Annotated in this window: 17 protein-coding genes; 15 read left to right on the forward strand and 2 right to left on the reverse strand. The window is 63.0% G+C overall.

The genetic code is table 11. The features are described 5' to 3' along the window. Positions 1 to 14 precede the first annotated feature (14 nt). The gene (rnr, locus tag ACPEE1_RS10010) at positions 15 to 2,321 is read left to right on the forward strand and encodes a ribonuclease R (RefSeq protein WP_423936239.1); all 2,307 of its coding nucleotides are present in this window, start codon (positions 15 to 17) and stop codon (positions 2,319 to 2,321) included. A gap of 94 nt (positions 2,322 to 2,415) precedes the next feature. After that, the gene (locus ACPEE1_RS10015; protein WP_116924203.1) at positions 2,416 to 3,174 is read left to right on the forward strand and encodes an SDR family oxidoreductase; all 759 of its coding nucleotides are present in this window, start codon (positions 2,416 to 2,418) and stop codon (positions 3,172 to 3,174) included. Between the two features lie 15 nt (positions 3,175 to 3,189). On the opposite strand, the gene ACPEE1_RS10020 is transcribed toward ACPEE1_RS10015, so the two are convergent. Both ACPEE1_RS10020 and ACPEE1_RS10025 read right to left on the reverse strand, forming a co-directional pair. Then, positions 3,190 to 4,767, reverse strand: a complete 1,578-nt coding sequence (locus ACPEE1_RS10020; RefSeq protein ID WP_260719733.1) for an NAD(P)H-hydrate dehydratase — start codon at positions 4,765 to 4,767, stop codon at positions 3,190 to 3,192. Positions 4,768 to 4,814: 47 nt separating this feature from the next. After that, the gene (locus ACPEE1_RS10025; protein ID WP_116924201.1) at positions 4,815 to 6,071 is read right to left on the reverse strand and encodes an NAD(P)/FAD-dependent oxidoreductase; all 1,257 of its coding nucleotides are present in this window, start codon (positions 6,069 to 6,071) and stop codon (positions 4,815 to 4,817) included. Positions 6,072 to 6,423: 352 nt separating this feature from the next. On the opposite strand from ACPEE1_RS10025, the gene rpsB reads away from it, so the two are divergent. The 13 genes from rpsB (at position 6,424) to lpxA (ending at position 18,978) form a co-directional block, all read left to right on the forward strand. After that, a complete protein-coding gene (gene rpsB, locus ACPEE1_RS10030) occupies positions 6,424 to 7,176 on the forward strand; it encodes a 30S ribosomal protein S2 (protein WP_116924200.1) in 753 nt (250 codons plus the stop codon). Positions 7,177 to 7,290: 114 nt separating this feature from the next. Next, complete coding sequence (gene tsf / locus ACPEE1_RS10035) at positions 7,291 to 8,181, forward strand: translation elongation factor Ts (RefSeq protein ID WP_021026556.1); 891 nt, start codon at positions 7,291 to 7,293, stop codon at positions 8,179 to 8,181. An 80-nt stretch (positions 8,182 to 8,261) separates the two neighbouring features. Continuing rightward, positions 8,262 to 8,981 carry a UMP kinase gene (pyrH, locus tag ACPEE1_RS10040; protein ID WP_116924199.1) on the forward strand — a complete coding sequence of 240 codons (720 nt, stop codon included), beginning with the start codon at positions 8,262 to 8,264 and terminating at the stop codon, positions 8,979 to 8,981. 49 nt (positions 8,982 to 9,030) lie between these two features. Then, the gene (gene frr / locus ACPEE1_RS10045) at positions 9,031 to 9,591 is read left to right on the forward strand and encodes a ribosome recycling factor (RefSeq protein ID WP_021026558.1); all 561 of its coding nucleotides are present in this window, start codon (positions 9,031 to 9,033) and stop codon (positions 9,589 to 9,591) included. Between the two features lie 27 nt (positions 9,592 to 9,618). Further along, positions 9,619 to 10,332 carry a polyprenyl diphosphate synthase gene (gene uppS / locus ACPEE1_RS10050; RefSeq protein WP_116924198.1) on the forward strand — a complete coding sequence of 238 codons (714 nt, stop codon included), beginning with the start codon at positions 9,619 to 9,621 and terminating at the stop codon, positions 10,330 to 10,332. A 61-nt stretch (positions 10,333 to 10,393) separates the two neighbouring features. Next, positions 10,394 to 11,248 carry a phosphatidate cytidylyltransferase gene (locus ACPEE1_RS10055; RefSeq protein ID WP_116924481.1) on the forward strand — a complete coding sequence of 285 codons (855 nt, stop codon included), beginning with the start codon at positions 10,394 to 10,396 and terminating at the stop codon, positions 11,246 to 11,248. 8 nt (positions 11,249 to 11,256) lie between these two features. Then, entirely contained in the window at positions 11,257 to 12,435 is a 1,179-nt protein-coding gene (gene ispC / locus ACPEE1_RS10060; protein WP_116924197.1) for a 1-deoxy-D-xylulose-5-phosphate reductoisomerase, read from the forward strand. 55 nt (positions 12,436 to 12,490) lie between these two features. Next, positions 12,491 to 13,852, forward strand: coding sequence for an RIP metalloprotease RseP (gene rseP / locus ACPEE1_RS10065; protein ID WP_116924196.1), 1,362 nt, complete (start codon positions 12,491 to 12,493; stop codon positions 13,850 to 13,852). A gap of 104 nt (positions 13,853 to 13,956) precedes the next feature. Beyond that, on the forward strand, positions 13,957 to 16,197 hold the full coding sequence (bamA, locus tag ACPEE1_RS10070) for an outer membrane protein assembly factor BamA (RefSeq protein WP_409935199.1): 2,241 nt from the start codon (positions 13,957 to 13,959) through the stop codon (positions 16,195 to 16,197). Further along, entirely contained in the window at positions 16,197 to 16,718 is a 522-nt protein-coding gene (locus ACPEE1_RS10075) for an OmpH family outer membrane protein (RefSeq protein ID WP_021026564.1), read from the forward strand. Before bamA ends, ACPEE1_RS10075 begins: the two co-directional genes overlap by 1 nt. A 13-nt stretch (positions 16,719 to 16,731) precedes the next feature. Continuing rightward, a complete protein-coding gene (gene lpxD, locus ACPEE1_RS10080) occupies positions 16,732 to 17,718 on the forward strand; it encodes a UDP-3-O-(3-hydroxymyristoyl)glucosamine N-acyltransferase (protein ID WP_116924194.1) in 987 nt (328 codons plus the stop codon). A gap of 12 nt (positions 17,719 to 17,730) precedes the next feature. After that, the gene (gene fabZ, locus ACPEE1_RS10085; RefSeq protein WP_021026566.1) at positions 17,731 to 18,171 is read left to right on the forward strand and encodes a 3-hydroxyacyl-ACP dehydratase FabZ; all 441 of its coding nucleotides are present in this window, start codon (positions 17,731 to 17,733) and stop codon (positions 18,169 to 18,171) included. Positions 18,172 to 18,177: 6 nt separating this feature from the next. Then, positions 18,178 to 18,978: an acyl-ACP--UDP-N-acetylglucosamine O-acyltransferase gene (lpxA, locus tag ACPEE1_RS10090; RefSeq protein WP_116924193.1), complete on the forward strand. Its 801-nt coding sequence runs from the start codon at positions 18,178 to 18,180 to the stop codon at positions 18,976 to 18,978. The last annotated feature ends 17 nt before the right edge of the window (positions 18,979 to 18,995 follow it).

Consider the following 18,995-nt stretch of genomic DNA (forward strand, 5'->3'; position numbering starts at 1 on the left):
AGGAAAGAATCAGATTGTATATCAAAAAAACGGCTTCCAAAACAGGAGCAGATAATTTGTCAGAAGAAATTGAAGGTGTAGTCCAAGGCCACCGTGAAGGCCACGGCTTTGTGATCCGGGATGACAACGAAAGCGACATGTACATTCCGGCCAATGAAATGCGCGCCGTACTGCACCGTGATCGGGTCCGCGCCCGCATCGTGCGCACCGACCGCCGCGGCCGCCCCGAGGGCCGCATTGTTGAAATCATCGAGCGCTCCGCGCAGCCCATCATTGGCCGGCTGCTGCAGGAAAGCGGCGTCTGGCTGGTAGCGCCCGAGGACAAGCGCTATGGCCAGGATGTGCTGATCCCCAATGGGGCGATTGGCGCGGCCAAGACCGGCCAGGTTGTCGTGGTGGAGTTGACCGAGCCCCCAGCCTTGTTTGGCCAGCCGGTGGGCCGCGTTGTCGAGGTGCTGGGCGAGATCGACGACCCCGGCATGGAAATCGAGATTGCGGTGCGCAAATATGGCGTGCCCCATGAGTTCTCGGACGAGTGCCTGGCGCTGGCCAAGAAGCTGCCGGACAAGGTGCGCCTGGCCGACCGCAAGGCCCGCATCGACCTCACCGATATCCCGCTGGTCACCATCGATGGTGAAGATGCGCGTGATTTTGACGATGCGGTGTACTGCGAGCCCGCCAAGATTGGCCGCACCAAGGGCTGGCGCCTGCTGGTGGCGATTGCCGATGTGAGCCACTATGTGCAGAACGGCAATGCCATCGACGTTGATGCCTACGACCGTGCCACCAGCGTCTACTTTCCGCGCCGCGTGATCCCCATGTTGCCGGAGAAGCTCTCCAACGGCCTGTGTTCGCTCAATCCCAACGTGGACCGCCTGTGCATGGTGGCCGATATGCTGGTCACCGCCGATGGTGAGCTGCAGGCCTACCAGTTCTACCCTGCGGTGATGCACAGCCATGCGCGCTTTACCTATACCGAGGTGGCGGCCATTCTGGCCAACACCCGGGGCCAGGAAGCGATCAAGCGCAAGGAGCGTGTGGCTGACCTGCTCAACCTGCACGATGTGTACAAGGCTTTGCTGTCGGCGCGTGGCCGTCGCGGCGCGGTGGATTTCGAGACCACCGAGACGCAGATCATCTGTGACGAGAACGGCCGCATCGAGAAAATCGTGCCCCGCACCCGCACCGAGGCCCACCGCCTGATTGAAGAGGCGATGCTGGCAGCCAATGTCTGCGCGGCAGATTTCATCCAGCAAAGCGGCCAGCCCGGGCTCTTCCGGGTGCACGAAGGCCCGACGCCCGAGAAGCAGGACATCCTGCGCGGCTACCTCAAGGCCATGGGGGTGGGCTTGTCGATCAGCGACGACCCGAGTCCGGCTGAGTTCCAGGCCATTGCCCAGGCCACCAAGGACCGGCCCGATGCCCAGCAGATCCACACCATGCTGCTGCGCTCGATGCAGCAGGCGATCTACACGCCGATCAACAGCGGCCACTTTGGCCTGGGCTACGAGGCGTATACCCACTTCACCAGCCCGATCCGCCGTTACCCTGATTTGCTGGTGCACCGCGTTATCAAGGCCGCCCTGCTGGGCAAGCGCTACCAGCTGCCGCTGCTGCCCACGCCTGGAGAGGCCGAGGCCAAGCTGGCCAAGCGGCTGGCCAGCCGGGTGGCTGCCCCCAAGCAAAAGCTGCAGGCCGAGCGTGTGCAACGCGTATCGCGCGAAGTGCAGGCCTGGGAAGCGGCGGGCCTGCATTGCAGTGCCAATGAGCGCCGTGCCGATGAGGCCAGCCGCGATGTCGAAGCCTGGCTCAAGTGCAAGTACATGCGCGAGCACCTGGGCGAGGAGTACAGCGGCATGGTCTCGGCCGTCACCTCGTTTGGCCTGTTCGTGACCTTGGACCAGCTCTATGTCGAAGGCCTGATCCACATCACCGAGCTGGGGGGTGATTACTTCCGCTTTGACGAGATGCGCCAGGAGCTGCGCGGCGAGCGCACCGGCATCCGCTACACGATTGGCACCCGCCTGCAGATCCAGGTCAGCCGCGTGGATCTGGATGCGCGCAAGATCGACTTCCGCCTGGTGCGCGAGGGTGAGGATGCAGCCCGCGCACCGGCCTCCAACGGCCGTGCGGCCAAGGTGGCGTCGTCGCCGTCCAGCCGCCAGCGCGAGGGGCGCGATGAGGCCTATGACGCCCAGCGCGCCAGCCTCAAGCGCAAGGCCAAGGGTGCTGCGCATGCTGCCGGCAAGCCGCGTGGCAATGACCGGGGCGCCGGCGCGAGCAAACAACCGGGACAGAAGACACCGCGCAAACGCCGCTGATCGGCTGTGAATTCACTATGATCGAAGCTAGGCCATCCCCGGGATGGCCTGGCTTTTTTCGTTCACAGAGCTGAGAACTATCGAAGGAGTACGGATGACCGAGAAGACGCGCAAGATTGCAGTGGTGACCGGTGCGGGCACCGGGATTGGCCGCGCAGCGGCGCTGGCCTTGATGAAGGACGGCTGGTCGGTGGTGCTGGCCGGCCGCCGCGCGCAGCCTTTGCAGGAAGTGGCCAGCCATGTGGCAGACGCCGGCCAGGCCCTGGTGGTGCCCACCGATGTGGCCGACCCGGTGGCGGTCAAGGCCTTGTTCGATGCGGCCGTGGCCCAGTTTGGCCGCGTGGACATGCTGTTCAACAACGCCGGGCGCGGCGCGCCTGCGGTGCCGATCGATGAGCTGCCGGTCGAGACCTGGCAGGATGTTGTCAATGTCAACCTCAACGGCATGTTCTATTGCTTGCAGCAGGCTTTTCGCGTGATGCGCCAGCAGTCGCCGATGGGCGGGCGCATCATCAACAACGGCTCCATCTCGGCCCATGCGCCCCGGCCCATGTCGATTGCCTATACCGCCACCAAGCATGCGGTGATGGGCCTGACCAAGACCGCCGCGCTCGATGGCCGCAAGTGGAACATCGCTGTCGGCCAGATCGATGTGGGCAATGCCGGCACCGAGCTGGCGATGCGCATGACCCAGGGCGTCATGCAGGCGCATGGCGAGATTGCGCCCGAGCCACTGATGGATGTGGATGTTGTGGGCCAGTCGGTGCTCTATATGGCCAATCTGCCGCTGGAATGCAATGTGCTGTTCCACACGGTGATGGCCACCAAGATGCCGTTTGTGGGGCGCGGCTAAGTCCGAGTCTGATTGTCAGCCTGGCCGTTGCAGGCTGCGCGCCAGGCGCGATGCCGTCAGCATGCGTGCCGGCGGCCAGATATCGGCCGCATGGCCATGCAGCCAGACGGCATGGAGCAGCGGCTGCCAGGCCTCCGCCCAGCTGCTGCCGGGCGGCAACGCTGCCAGGTGCGCGCCGATGCAGCCCGCCAGCACATCGCCGGTGCCGCCAATCGACAGGCGGGCATTGCCGCTGTGGTTGATGGCATAGCGCCCATCTGGCGCGGCAATGACCGAGCCGCTGCCCTTGAGCACTACCAGGCACTGCCATTGCTGCGCCGCCTGGCGCGCGGCGCCTATGCGGTCGCGCTGGATCTGCGCAGTGCTGCTGCCCAAGAGGCGCGCCAGCTCCAGTGGGTGGGGGGTGAGCACCGTGGGCCCAGTCGCACTGGCTTGGGCTGCCCGCTGCAGCAGCGCTGTTTGTACAGCGGCTTGGGCGGCGATGGCGTTGAGCGCATCGGCATCGAGCACCAGGCTGCCTGCATGCGGCAAGGCCTGAGGAATCACATCGCTGACCAGGCTGCCACCGCCGCAACCACAGACCAGGCTGCCGCGCAGTGCGCGCATGGCCTCCAGCGATCGGAGCATGATGTCGGCCGCGATGCCGCCAGGCCTGGGCGATGTGCAGCTGCTGCCCAGCAGATGTAGCATGACCCGGCCGGCCCCGGCATGCAGCGCCGCGCTGGCGGCCAGCATGGCGGCGCCTTCCATGCCCTGGCCATCGTGGCTGGCGCTTTGGCCGCCGATGACACCGACATCGCCAAACAGGCCTTTGTGGCTGTTGTGGGTGGGCAGAGGGTTTTGGGCGCGGATGACCAACTGGCCGGTGCCTGAGGAGGTATCCATATCGGCGGCAGGAATCCGGTCACAGCGCCAGACCGGGTTGTGGGCCGACAGCGGTGCCAGCCAGACCTCGCCGGCCCAGTCGCGCCCCTGCAGGGTAAAAAGCCCGGGCTTGAGGGCCAGCATGCTGAGCGTGAAGCGGCGGCCTCTGGGGGCTTGTGGCACCAGGGGTTCTAGCCATGGCAGCCAGGCGCCGGTATCGGCCAGCAGGCCCGAGGGCGTGTCGATGCACAGCACATCGCGATCGGTTTCCAGCAGCTGCTGCAGCCAGGCCAGCGCGGGGCCTTCGGTGGGGGCGCTGCGGCCGGCGCTCAGGCCAATGCCCCAGACTGCATCGATGGCCAGGTCGAAATGGGCGGGCGGTTGCGCGCTGATCGCCAGGCCTGCGGCCTGGGCGCGTTGCAGCGCATGGGCGGCATCGGCGGGCAGGGCCTTGCCGGCGCTGGGCTGCAGGCTGATATGCACGGTCTTGCCGGCGGCTCGCAGATGGATGGCGGCTTCGAGGCCATCGCCGCCGTTGTTGCCGGCGCCGCAGGCCACCCAGATATGCCGGGCATGCGGCGCAATCGCCAGGGCCAGGCGGGCTGTGGCTTCGCCAGCGCGGGCCATCAGGCGGTAGTGGGGCAGCGTGGCCGCCAGCGATTGCTCGCGCGCGCGAACCTGGTCGCTGGAGAGCAGGGCGGGATAGGGCAGAGTGGCAGAAGCGGGCATGGCACCATCGTAGCGCAGGCCCTGGCCTGGGTGGCTGGTACAGCTGGTTAGCGCAGGCGGTGAAGATCCAGCGCTTCGGGGGCGGTGCTGGTGCTCTGGCCCATGACCAGCTGGCGCACATGGTGGGCGCAGCCCATCGACAGCCCCCAGCCATAGCCGCCGTGGGCGGTGTTGAGCCAGACGCCCGGGATGCCGGAGGCGCCCACAACCGGCAGGCCATCGGGCACCGTCAGGCGCGCGCCGCGCCACATCTGCAGGATCGATTGGCTCGGCTGGATGCAGCCGGGGAACCACTCGAGCAGCACGCTGATCAGGGCGTGGCGGGCGTCATCGCTGCGCTCGGGGCTGTCGGCGTAGCCCAGCTCGGCGCCGCCGCTGATGCGCAGGCGCGAGCCCTGGCGCGTCAGGATCATGTTGTTTTCCAGATCGATGATTGCGCGGCGCGGGGCCAGCGACTCTTCGCTGATCTGGATGCTCGCGCTATAGCTATAGATAGGCGCGCTGGGCAGCTGCACATGGTGCGGGCGCAGCAGCTGGTTGGTGTGGGCGCCGGCGCAGAGCACCACCGCATCGAAATCCTGCGTGCCGGCGGTCAGCTGCACGCGCACGCCCTGGCCTGCACTCTGGATGCCGCTGACGGGCTGCTGGGTATGGAGCTGCAGGCCATGCGCTTGCAGCGCCTGCAGCAGCCCCTGCGAAAACAAGCGCCCATTGCCCGACCAAGCTTCCGGCAGGTGCAGGGCGCCGGCGATCTGGATCTCGGTGGCCAGGCCCGGCTCGATGGCGCGGGTTTGGGCTTCGTCGCAGCGCTGGTAGTCAATATGCGCGGCCGACAGGCGCCGGGTCAGTTCATACAGCGCAGCGGCGCTGGGCTCCTTGCGCAGCGGCAGCAGCAGGCCCTGGCTGAACTGGCCGTTGATCTCCAGCATTTCCTGCACATGCTGCATGCGCTGCATGGCCAGCAGCTCCAGCGACTGCAGCGCAGGCAGGGTTTCGCGGTCGCGCAGCTTTTTGGCAATGCCTTGCTGGCGGCGCGCCCAGCGGCGGGGAGAGGAGAGCACGCTGCCCTGGACCTGCAGCTCGGCAAACGCCGGGCGCGACATGCCCAGCTGCAAGGCTTGCTGGAAGGCGGTGGCACCCCAGGGATTGATCGCGCAAGGCCACATCAGCCCTGAGGGGGCAAAGCTGGCCTCCTCGCCAGCTGCGCGGTGCTGCTCGAAGATACTGACCTCGTTGCCGGCCTCCATCAGCTCGAAGGCCGTTGCTATACCTGCAATGCCTGCTCCAACGATCGCAATCTTCATAACAACAAAAACAGGGGGCCGTTCATAGGATGGGGCGCGGCCGGTGCAAGCATTTGCAAAAGCCGTGCGTTCGAGTGCCAGATTGTGCCTAGTTTTTTGCGCTTGCCGTGGTAAGGCGCGCCACTGTGGTTCAAAAAACGCAAGCAATCGTCAAGGTGGGGGTTGGTGCAACTTCTTCGCGACCCATGCCGGACTATGTTAGAATCCTAGGGTTTTGCCGAGTGTGGCTTGCCGCATCGGTTCAAAACGAAATCGCAAACCTGCCTACCTAAGGTGTTGCGGCATGCGGTGCACAGGCACGGCTGCCGTGATAGTGGGGCAGAATTTTAGACCTAACCTTCGGAGAAGATATATGTCCGTTACGATGCGCGAGATGCTGGAAGCCGGCGTCCACTTTGGCCACCAAACCCGTTTCTGGAACCCCAAGATGGGCCAGTACATTTTCGGTAGCCGCAACAAGATTCACATCATCAACCTGGAAAAGACCCTGCCTCTGTTCCAGGACGCACAAAAGTTCATCAAGCAGCTGTCGGCCAACCGTGGCACCATCTTGATGGTGGGCACCAAGCGCCAAGCGCGCGAAATCCTGGCCACCGAAGCACAACGTGCTGGCGTGCCTTACGTCGACCAACGCTGGTTGGGTGGCATGCTGACCAACTTCAAGACCGTCAAGACCTCGATCAAGCGTCTGAAGGACATGAAGGCCCAGCAAGAAGCAGGTCTGGAATCGATGAGCAAGAAAGAGCAACTGATGTTTGCTCGTGAGCTGGAAAAGCTGGAAAAGGACATCGGCGGCATTCAAGACATGAACGCACTGCCAGATGCCATTTTCGTGATCGATGTGGGCTACCACAAGATTGCCATCGCTGAAGCCAAGAAGCTGGGCATTCCTCTGATCGGCGTGGTTGACACCAACCACAACCCAGAAGGTATCGACTACGTGATCCCTGGTAACGATGACTCGGCCAAGGCTGTGGAGCTGTATGCTCGCGGTATCGCCGACGCGATCCTGGAAGGCCGTGCCAACGCCGTGAACGACGTGGTCAAGGCTGCTGCCGGCGAAGAAGGCGACGAGTTTGTGGAAGTGGAAAACACCGCTGCTTAATCCACAGGGCTGCCCATTGGGCCGCGAATGAAAAGCGGGGCTCCAGATTAGCCCCGTTTTTTTTACCTACGTTTCCACAATCACCCCAACTGAACTGAATACGGAGAGAGAAAAATGGCAATTACCGCAAGCATGGTGGCAGAACTGCGCGCAAAGACCGACGCGCCCATGATGGAATGCAAGAAGGCTCTGACCGAGGCTGATGGCGACATGGCCAAGGCCGAAGAGCTGCTGCGCGTCAAGCTGGGCACCAAGGCCGGCAAGGCAGCATCGCGTATTGCCGCTGAAGGCGTGATCGCCGCTGTGGTTGAAGGCAACAACGGCGCGATCATCGAAGTCAACAGCGAAACCGACTTCGTCTCCAAGAACGACAGCTTCATCGCCCTGGCCAATGCAGCGGCCAAGCTGGTCTCCGAAAAGAACCCTGCCGACGTGGCGGCCCTGAGCGCACTGGCTTACGAGCAAGACGGCTTTGGCCCCACCCTGGAAGACGTGCGCAAGGGCCTGGTCGGCAAGATCGGCGAGAACATGTCGTTCCGCCGCTTCAAGCGCTTCGAAGGCAGCAACCTGGCGCTGTACCTGCACGGCACCCGCATCGGTGTGGTGGTCGAGTTCGAAGGCGACGCGCAAGCGGCCAAGGACGTGGCCATGCACGTGGCTGCGATGAAGCCCGTGGCGCTGACCAGCGCTGACGTGCCTGCCGAGCTGATCGAGAAGGAACGCACCGTCGCTGCCGCCAAGGCGGAAGAGTCGGGCAAGCCCGCTGACATCGCCGCCAAGATGGTGGACGGCGCTGTGCAGAAGTACCTCAAGGAAGTCTCGCTGTTCAACCAGGTCTTCGTGAAGGCCGCTGACGGCAAGCAAACCGTCGAGCAAATGCTCAAGGCCGCCAACACCTCGATCAAGAGCTTCACGCTCTACGTGGTGGGTGAGGGCATTGAGAAGAAGGTGGATGACTTCGCTGCCGAGGTCGCCGCGCAGGTTGCGGCCGCCAAGGGCCAGTAATCATCCTGACAAAGGGGCTACGGCCCCTTTGTTTCACCTATCGTTTTTTCACCCATCCCCCACACCTGGAGCTCTCCACCATGTCCCAAAGCCCTGCCCACAAGCGCATTCTTCTCAAACTCTCCGGTGAAGCTCTGATGGGGGATGATGCTTTTGGCATCAACCGCGCAACCATTGTGCGGATGGTCGAGGAGATTGCCGAGGTGACTCGGCTGGGCGTTCAGGTCGCTGTCGTGATCGGTGGCGGCAATATCTTCCGCGGCGTGGCCGGCGGCTCGGTCGGCATGGACCGTGCCACTGCCGATTACATGGGCATGCTCGCGACGGTGATGAATGCACTGGCGCTGGCCGATGCGATGGACAAGCAGGGCCTGACAGCCCGCGTGATGTCGGCCATCGGCATCGAGCAGGTGGTCGAGCCCTATGTGCGCCCCAAGGCGCTGCAGTACCTTGAAGAGGGCAAGGTTGTGGTGTTTGCCGCAGGCACGGGCAACCCCTTCTTCACCACCGATACCGCAGCGGCGCTGCGCGGTGCTGAAATTGGCGCAGAATTGGTGCTCAAGGCCACCAAGGTCGACGGTGTCTACACGGCCGATCCGATGAAGGATCCCAATGCCACGCTCTACACCAAGCTGAGTTTTGATGAGGCGATGAGCCGCAACCTGGGCATCATGGATGCGACGGCCTTCGCCCTGTGCCGTGATCAGAAACTGCCCATCCGTGTATTCTCCATCGTCAAGAGTGGCGCGCTCAAGCGCGTGGTGATGGGTGAAGATGAGGGCACGCTGGTCTACGCCTGATGGGCGGCTGGCGTGTGCAAGTGCAGAATGTGGTAGTTAGGAGTTGACAATGACAGTCGCTGAAATCAAGAAGAATCTCGAAGGCAAGATGGACCAATCGATTGCCGCGTTCAAAAACAACCTGACCAAGATCCGCACCGGCCGCGCCAATCCCGCGCTGCTGGACACCATCCAGGTTGACTACTACGGCTCGATGATGCCGCTGTCGCAAGTGGCTAACGTGGCCTTGATAGACAGCCGCACCATCAGCGTGACGCCTTGGGAAAAGGCCATGGCGGCCAAGGTCGAAAAGGCCATCCGCGAAAGCGACCTGGGCCTGAACCCCGCCTCGATGGGCGACCTGATCCGCGTGCCGATGCCGCCGATGAGCGAAGAGCGCCGCAAGGAAATGACCAAGCTGGTCAAGGCCGAAGGCGAGAACGCCAAGATCGCCATCCGCAACCTGCGCCGCGATGCCAACGAAGGCGTCAAGAAGCTGGTCAAGGACAAGGAAGCGTCGGAAGACGACCAAAAGCGCTCGGAAGCCGAGGTGCAGAAGATCACCGACAAGCACATCCAGCTGATCGACCAGTTGGTGGTCGAGAAAGAAAAAGACATCATGGCGGTCTGATCCAGGTCTGGATCTGTTTTTCCGCGCATGACTGCTGCTGCAATACCGCACCACATTGCCATCGTGATGGATGGCAATGGCCGGTGGGCCAAACGCCGTTTTCTGCCACGCCTGGCAGGCCACAAGCAAGGGGTGGACTCGCTGCGCCGCTGCGCCAAGGCCTGTGCCGAGCGCGGCGTCAAGGTGCTCACCGTGTTTGCCTTTTCTTCCGAGAACTGGAACCGGCCAACCGACGAGGTCGATGGCCTGATGAACCTGCTGGCCGGCGCACTGGCCAAGGAGGTGCCATCGCTGGCCCGTGATGGCATCCGTTTGTTCTTTGTCGGTGACCGCGCTTCCTTGTCTGCCAAGGTGCAGGCGGGCCTGGCGCAAGCCGAGCAGGCTACGGCCCACAACGACCGCATGGTGCTCAATGTCTGCTTTAACTATGGCGGCCGCTGGGATATTGCTCAGGCGGCGGCCAAGCTGGCCGCTGCGGGCCAGGCCATCAACGAAGTGGCCCTCAACGATGCCATGGCGCTGGCCCATGTGCCGGACCCCGATCTGCTGATCCGAACCGGTGGCGAGATGCGCATCAGCAATTTTCTGCTGTGGCAATCGGCCTATTCGGAGCTGTATTTCAGTGACAAGTGGTGGCCTGATTTTGACGAGCAGGCTCTGGACGAGGCGATGGCCGAATTCCAGCGGCGCGAGCGCCGCTTTGGCAAGACGTCCGAGCAACTGGTCCAGTCCCCCTCGTAGTGCACCTGCCCGCTGATGCCTGCTACTGTAGGCATCAGTTTTGTTTTTTCAGGAGATCCATTTGCTCAAACAACGCATCATCACGGCCATTGTTCTCCTGCTGATTCTGGTGCCCGCCATCGCTGCGGCCAATCCGGTTCCCTTTGCTGCGTTGATGCTGTTGGCCGTGGTCGCCGCGGCCTGGGAGTGGGGGCGCCTCAATGGCCTGCAAGGCATGGCCGCGTACGGCCTGGGGGCTGTCGCGTTGCTGCTGTGCGGCGCTGCCTGGGCCATGGGCTGGACGCAGGCGGCGCTGCCCACTGTGTGGCTGGTGGCTGGTGCCGCCTGGGTGCTGCTGGCCGCCTTCTTGCTCAAGGGTGGCGTGCCTGGCTGGGCGCCCATTCCGCGTGCGCTGCGCCTGGTCGTGGGTGTGCTGGCGCTGTGGGTGGCCTGGCTGGCCATTGCACAGGCCAAGTGGATGGGTGTGAATTTTCTGCTGTCGGTCTTTGCCCTGGTGTGGATGGCCGACATTGGCGCTTATTTTGCAGGCCGCCAGTTCGGTCTGCGTTTTACCAAGAACAAGCTCGCGCCGGCCATCAGCCCGGGCAAAAGCTGGGAAGGCGTATGGGGCGGCGCGCTGGGCGTGCTGCTGATGGCCTTGGTGTGGAGCTGGGCAGATCGCCATTTTGGCGCGCAGGTGCCTAGCTTCTACAGCCGGCTCTGGGATTTTTCGCCCTGGCTGATGGTGCTGTCCTGCGTGTTTCTGGCTGGCATGAGCGTGGCCGGTGACCTGGTAGAGTCCCTCGTCAAGCGCAGCGCCGGCATGAAGGACAGCAGCCATCTGCTGCCCGGCCATGGTGGCGTGCTCGACCGCATCGATGCCATCTTGCCGACCGTGCCGCTTGCGCTGATGCTGCTGCAATTTTTGGATAAGTGAACCTCGCGATGACCATGCAAGTTACCGTGCTCGGATCGACGGGCTCGATTGGAACCAACACGCTCGATGTGGTGGCGCGCCACCCCGACCTCTACCGCGTTTTTGCGCTGAGCGCGCATTCGCGCGTGGACCTGATGCTCGCGCAGTGCCTGCAGTTCCAGCCGCGCTACGCGGTGATGACCAGTGCCACCGCCGCCACCGCTTTGCGCGAAGGCCTGCAAGCGGCAGGCAGCCGGGTCGAAGTGCTCGAAGGCGAGGCGGCGCTGGAGATGGTGGCTTCCCACAGCGATGTACATGCGGTGATGGCGGCCATTGTGGGCGCCGCTGGCCTGCGCCCGGCGATGGCTGCGGCCAAGGCCGGCAAGCGCTTGATGCTGGCCAACAAGGAAGCGCTGGTCGTCGGTGGCCAGCTCTTTATGGATGCGGTCGCTGACGGCGGCGCGACCTTGCTGCCGATCGACAGCGAGCATTCGGCCATCTTCCAGTGCCTGCCCGAAGACCCCGCGGTCTGGCCCCAGCGCGTGGACCACATCATCCTCACGGCCTCGGGCGGGCCCTTCCGCACCCGTGAGCCAGCGAGCTTGCGCGATGTGACGCCGCAGCAGGCCGGCAACCATCCCAACTTTGCGATGGGCCGCAAGATCTCGATCGACTCGGCCACGATGATGAACAAGGCGCTGGAGGTGATCGAGGCGCGCTGGCTGTTCAACCTGCAGCCCGAGCAGATCAAGGTGGTGATCCATCCGCAGCAGATCGTGCATTCGATGGTGCAGTTGCGCGATGCCTCGGTGCTGGCCCAGCTGGGCACGCCCGATATGCGCGTGCCGATTGCCTGTGGCCTGGCCTGGCCCGAGCGCGTGGCCAGTGGCGCCGCGCCACTGGATTTCGCCAAGCTCTCGGCACTGACCTTTGAAGAGGCCGATGCAACACGCTTTCCCGGCCTGCACCTGTCCTGGCAGGCGCTGCGTGCGCCCCATGGCACGAGCACGGTGCTCAATGCCGCCAACGAAGTGGCCGTCGCCGCTTTTCTGGATGGCCGCATGCGCTTTGACCAGATCTACCAGGTCAATGCGCAGGCGCTCGAAGGCGTGCAGCCGCAGGCGCCCGACAGCATCGATGCGCTGCTGGCGCTCGATGCCGAGGTGCGCGCCTACGCCCAAGGCCTTATTTCGGAGCTGGCCGTTTGACAGGGCTATTGTCCGGCTCAGTAGAATCGCGTTTTTCATAGCAAGGGCTTGAGCAATGTTGACCGTTGTTGCATTTGTCGTTGCGCTGGCCGTTTTGATCGCCGTGCACGAATATGGCCACTACCGCGTGGCCGTGGCTTGCGGCGTGAAAGTGCTGCGTTTCTCGCTGGGGTTCGGCCGCCCCCTGTTGCGCTGGAAGAAAAAGGGCGCAGACACCGAATTCGTCATCAGCGCCATTCCGCTGGGCGGCTATGTGCGCATGCTCGATGAGCGCGAGGCGCCGGTCGCCGCGCATGAGCGCCATCTGGCCTTCAATGTGCAGCCGCTGCGCGCGCGCGCCGCCATCGTCGCCGCCGGGCCGCTGGCCAACCTGCTGCTGGCCGTGCTGCTCTATGCCTGCGTGAACTGGGTGGGCGTGCGCGAGCCCGCCGCCATTGTTGGCACGCCGCCGGCTGCCAGCTTGCTCGCGCAGGCAGGCCTGCAAGGCGGTGAAGAAATTGTGTCCATGGGTTTCCCCGATGCGGAACCTGAAGCGGTGCGCTCGCTCGACGACCTGCGCTGGTTTGTGGCGCAGGCCGCGCTGGGTGGCAAGGATGTGGTGCTGAGCGCCCGCCCCGGTGCCGGCGCGGCAGAGCGCAGCTACCGCTTGCCGCTGTCCACCATCGATGCCCGCGAGGCCGATGCCAAGCTGGTCGACAAAATTGGTTTGACCCACGCCTGGACTGATGCCATGCTCGGCGACTTTGAGGCGGGCAGTGCCGCAGCCCAGTCGGCGCTGCGCAAGGGCGACAAGGTGCTGTCCATCGATGGCCAGCGCGTGGGCGATGGCGGCGAGCTGCGCCGCATGATCCGCGCATCGGGCGAGCAGGGCGTGCCTGCTCTGCAGGACTGGCTGGTGTCGCGCAACGGCGCGCAGCTGCATGTGCCGGTGCAGCTCGCGCAAAGCGAGGACAAGGGCAGCAAGATCGGGCGCCTGGGCGCGTTCATCGGCGCGCCGCCTGCGATGGTGGATGTGCGCTATGGCCCCTGGGAAGGCCTTGCCCGGGGTGCGCAAAAGACCTGGGAAGTCTCGGCGCTGACGGTCAAGATGATGGCCAAGATGGTTATCGGCCAAGCCTCGCTGCAGAACATCAGCGGGCCGCTGACGATTGCCGAATACGCGGGCAAATCTGCCGAGGTCGGCCTCACCCAATACCTGGCCTTTTTGGCCCTGATCAGCGTCAGTCTGGGCGTGCTCAATCTGCTGCCGCTACCGGTGCTCGATGGCGGTCACCTGATGTATTATCTTTGGGAGGCTGTCACTGGCAAGCCACCCACCCTGCAATGGATGGAGCGCTTGCAAAAAGGCGGTATAGCCGTTTTGCTGCTCATGATGTGCATTGCGTTCTTTAACGATTTGTCTCGGCTCTTGGGCTGACTTTCTTGCCCCTGCTGCATAATGAGCGGCTCTGGTTGCTATCACAAATGACATATTCCATCCCTTCTTCGCTTCTTCGCAAGACCACGGCTGCAGCTGCGTTGATGCTGCTTGCCAAGCTGTCGTGGGCTTTGGACCCATTCACTATCCAAGACATTCGTGTGGAAGGCCTGCAGCGCGTAGAGCCGGGCACCATCTTTGCGTCCATGCCTTTGCATGTGGGCGATGACTACAACGACGAAAAGGGATCGGCAGCCATTCGCTCCTTGTTCGCGCTGGGCCTGTTCAAGGACGTGCGCCTGGAAGCCAATGGCAATGTGCTGGTTGTGGTGGTGGAAGAGCGCCCCACGATCGCCAACGTCGACTTCCTGGGCACCAAGGAGTTCGACAAGGACGCGATGAAAAAGGCCATGCGGGATGTGGGCCTGACCGAAGGCCGTCCTTACGACAAGGCCCTGACCGACCGCGCCGAGCAAGAGCTCAAGCGCCAGTACATCAACAAGAGCCTGTATGCCGCCGAAGTGGTGACCACGGTCACGCCTATCGAACGCAACCGCGTGAACCTGACCTTCACCGTGACCGAAGGGGATGCGGCCAAGATCAAGGAAATCCACATCAGCGGAAACAAGGACTTCAAGGAATCGACCTTGACCGACCTGTTCGACCAGGACACCGGCGGCTGGCTCAGCTGGTACACCAAGAGCGACCGCTACTCCAGCTCCAAGTTCAATGCCGACCTGGAGACGCTCAAGTCCTACTACCTCTCGCGTGGCTACCTGGAGTTCCGCATCGAGTCTACCGAAGTGTCGATCTCGCCGGACAAGGAGCGCATCTCGATCAATCTGCAGATCCATGAAGGCCCCAAGTACGTGGTCTCGGGCGTCAAGCTCGAAGGCAATTACCTGGAGCGCGATGACGAGTTCAAGTCGCTGATCTCGATCAAGCCCGGTGAGCCCTACAACGCCGACCGCGTGACCGAAACCACCAAGCGCTTTACCGACCACTTCGGCAGCTTTGGCTACGCGTTCTCCCGCGTGGAAGCGGTGCCCGAGATCGACCGCGAGAACAACCGCGTCGAGCTGGTGCTCAAGGCCGAACCCTCGCGCCGTGCCTATGTGCGCCGCGTGAACGTGGCCGGCAACAACCGCACACGTGATGAGGTGGTGCGCCGCGAAGTGCGCCAGTACGAAGCGTCCTGGTATGACTCGGACAAGATCAAGCTCTCGCGCGACCGCGTGGACCGCCTGGGCTTCTTCAACGATGTCGCGATCGACACGCAAGAGGTGCCCGGCGCGCCCGACCAGGTTGACGTCAACGTCACCGTGCAGGAAAAGCCCACCGGCTCGCTGCAGCTGGGTGCCGGTTACTCCAGCGCTGAAAAGGTCTCGCTGACCTTTGGTATCAAGCAGGAAAACGTCTTTGGCTCGGGCAACTACCTGGGTATCGATGTCAACACCAGCAAGTACCACCGTACCTTGGTGGTGAGCACCACCGACCCGTACTTCACGCCGGACGGTATCTCGCGTACCTATGACATGTACTACCGCACCGACCGTCCGTATGACGAGCAGGGCGGCAACTACCAGATCGTGACCACCGGTGCCAGCGTGCGCTTTGGCATTCCATTCAGCGAGCTCGACACCATCTATGTCGGCGGTGGTCTGGAAAACACCCGCATCAAGCTGGGCACCAACATGCCTGCGGCCTACCTGGACTACGCCACCCGCTACGGCGACACCAGCCTGAACTTCCCGCTGACGCTGGGTTGGTCGCGCGACAGCCGAGACAGCGCATTGGCGCCCAATTCGGGCCGCTTCCAGAAGCTGAACTCAGAATGGTCGCTGTTTGGTGATGCCCGCTATCTGAAGGGTAACTACCAGATTCAGCAGTACCTGCCTTTGAACAAGCGCTACACCATTGCGCTGAACGGCGAGGCTGGCTGGGGCAAGGGTATGGGCGGCAAGGTCTTCCCCGTGTTCAAGAACTACTTCTCCGGTGGTCTGGGCTCGGTGCGCGGCTTTGAGCAAAATACCCTGGGTCCCCGTGATGTGACCGGCGCCACGCTGGGTGGTGCCAAGAAGGTCACGTTGAATGCCGAGTTCATCGGCCCCATGCCCGGCACCGGCAATGACCGCACCTTCCGCTGGTTTGCGTTTGTGGACGCGGGCAATGTCTGGGGTGATGGACAGGATTTGAAACTGAATGAAATGCGTGCGTCTGCAGGTATCGGGTTGAGCTGGATTTCCCCACTGGGACCGCTGCGTTTGGCTTATGCTCAGCCATTTCGCAAATTCACAGGCGATAAAATCCAGAAATTGCAATTCCAAATCGGAACATCTTTCTAATGAAAACCGTATCTCGTTCTTTCCCATTGCTGGTATTGGCAGCAGCGCTGTCTTTTGGCGCTGCAGCGCAGGCCCAAGAGTTCAAGGCAGGTTTCGTCAATACAGATCGCATCTTCCGCGAAGCCAACGCCGCCAAGGCTGCGCAAACCAAGCTGGAGGCCGAGTTCTCCAAGCGTGAAAAGGACCTGCTGGACCAGGGCAATGCCTTGAAGACCGCTGGCGAGAAGTTCGAGCGCGACGCGCCGACGCTGTCCGAGAGCCAGCGCGTGACGCGCCAGCGCCAGCTGGTGGACCAGGACCGTGAATTCCAGCGCAAGCGCCGTGAATTCCAGGAAGACCTCAGCGCCCGCAAGAGCGAAGAGCTGTCCCAGGTGCTCGAGCGCGCCAACAAGGTCGTCAAGCAAGTGGCCGAGCAGGAAAAATACGATGTGGTGCTGCAAGAAGCGGTCTACATCAACCCCAAGTTCGACATCACCGAAAAGGTTCTGAAGGCACTGAACGCTTCTGCCCCTGCCAAGTAAGACAGAGGTACGCGTGAGCCTGCAGCTAGTTCAGATCATGGAGGCCCTGGGAGGGACGCTTGAGCAAGGGGATCCAGCGATGGAGATCCAGGCCATCGCCTCGCTCGAAGATGCCGGCCCGCAGGACTTCAGTTTTCTCAGCAACCCCAAGCTGCAAGCCCAGATGCTGGCCTCCAAGGCCGGCTGCATCGCCGTCAGTGCGCAGATGCAGGAGCAGGCCCGCCAGCGTGGCGGCGCCTACCTGGTGGTGGACAACCCCTATCTCTACTTTGCGCGGCTGACGCAGCTGTGGCGCAAGCACCATGCGATACGTCCGGTGCCCGCCGGTATCCATCCCTCTGCGGTGGTGGAAGAGGGTGCCATCGTGCACCCTTCTGCGTCCATTGGGCCGCTGTGCCATGTCGCCAGCGGTGCCGTCATCGGTGCCGATTCGGTGCTGACCTCACGGGTGACCGTCGGGGCCGACTGCGTGCTGGGCGAGCGTGTGCTGGTGCAGCCCGGTGCGGTCATCGGCGGCGACGGCTTTGGCTTTGCCAATGAGGGCGGGCGCTGGATCAAGATTGAGCAATTGGGTGGTGTGCAGATCGGCGATGATGTCGAGATCGGCTCCAACAGCTGCATCGATCGCGGAGCGCTGCGCGACACCCTCATTGCCAATGGCGTGAAGATCGACAACCAGGTGCAGATCGGCCATAACGTCGAGATTGGTGAGCATTCGGCCATGGCCGGCTGCGTCGGCATCGCCGGAAGCGCCAAAATCGGACGCCATTGCACGATCGGAGGCGCTGGAATGATTCTGGGCCACCTGGAAATCGCCGACAATGTACATATTTCGGCGGCCACCGTGGTCAGTCGCTCGATCAGGCAGCCGGGTCAGTACACCGGCTTCTTCCCCATCGACGACAATGGCAGCTGGGAAAAGAACGCCGCTACCCTAAAACATCTCCATGCGTTGAGGGACCGAATCAAGGCCTTGGAGCAAACTCAGAAAAACGGCTAAGCCGAGTTCACAATGATGGATATTCAAGCAATTCTCAAGCAGCTGCCTCACCGCTACCCCTTCTTGCTGGTGGATCGCGTGCAAGAGCTTGAGCGCAACACCCGCATCAAGGCGATCAAGAACGTCACCTTCAACGAGCCGTTCTTTACCGGTCACTTCCCGGGCCGCCCTGTGATGCCTGGTGTGCTGATCCTGGAAGCCTTGGCGCAGGCCGCGGGCCTGCTGGCCTTTGATGCCATGGGCCAGGTGCCCGATGAAAACAATATCTACTACTTCGTCGGTATCGACTCGGCGCGCTTCAAGCGCCCGGTGGTGCCGGGAGACCAGCTGGTGCTGGAGATCACCATTGACCGCGTGCGCGGCGGTATCTGGAAGTTCAATGCCGTGGCCAGCGTGGAAGGCGAAGTCGCTGCAGAAGCACAGCTGATGTGCACCATGCGCCACGTGGAATAACGGTAGATGACGGCGGTCAGTCCCATCCACCCTTCGGCGATCGTTGACCCTGCGGCCCAGTTGCACCCCACGGTGTCAGTTGGGCCGTACGCAGTTATTGGCCCCCAGGTTTGCATTGGCGCCCACACCCAGGTGGGTGCGCACTGTGTGATCGAGGGCATCACCACGATCGGTGAATCCAATGTGATCCATTCGCATGCTGCGCTGGGCGGCGTGCCGCAAGACAAGAAATACGCGGGTGAGCCGACCCGGCTGGAGATCGGTGACCGCAACACCATTCGCGAGTTCTGCACCTTCAACACCGGCACCGCCCAGGATGGCGGCGTGACCCGTGTCGGCGACGACAACTGGATCATGGCCTATGTGCATATTGCCCATGACTGCCAGGTCGGCAACCAGACCATCTTGGCCAACAATGCCACCTTGGCGGGCCATGTGCATGTGGCCGACTGGGCCATCATCGGCGGTCTGTCGGGCGTGCACCAGTTCACCAAGGTGGGCGCCCATGTGATGGCCGGGTTTGCCAGCCATATCAGCCAGGATGTCCCCCCGTTCTGCATGGTCGAAGGCCACCCGCTGGCGGTGCGTGGTCTCAACCTGGAAGGCCTGCGCCGGCGCGGTTTCAGCGCCGAGCGCCTGGCGGTCATCAAGCAGGCCTACCGGCTGCTGTACCGCAGCGGCCTGACCTTGCAGGCGGCCGTTGAAGCGCTGGACAACCTGCAGGGCAGCTGTGAGGCAGAAGCCCAGGCCGATGTGCAGCTGATGCTCGACTTTCTGCAGCAATCCAAGCGCGGCATTGTGCGCTGATGGCTGCGCCTGCCGTC

It is taken from the genome of Comamonas sp. 23 (assembly GCF_049601575.1).
GTDB lineage: Bacteria > Pseudomonadota > Gammaproteobacteria > Burkholderiales > Burkholderiaceae_C > Comamonas > Comamonas squillarum.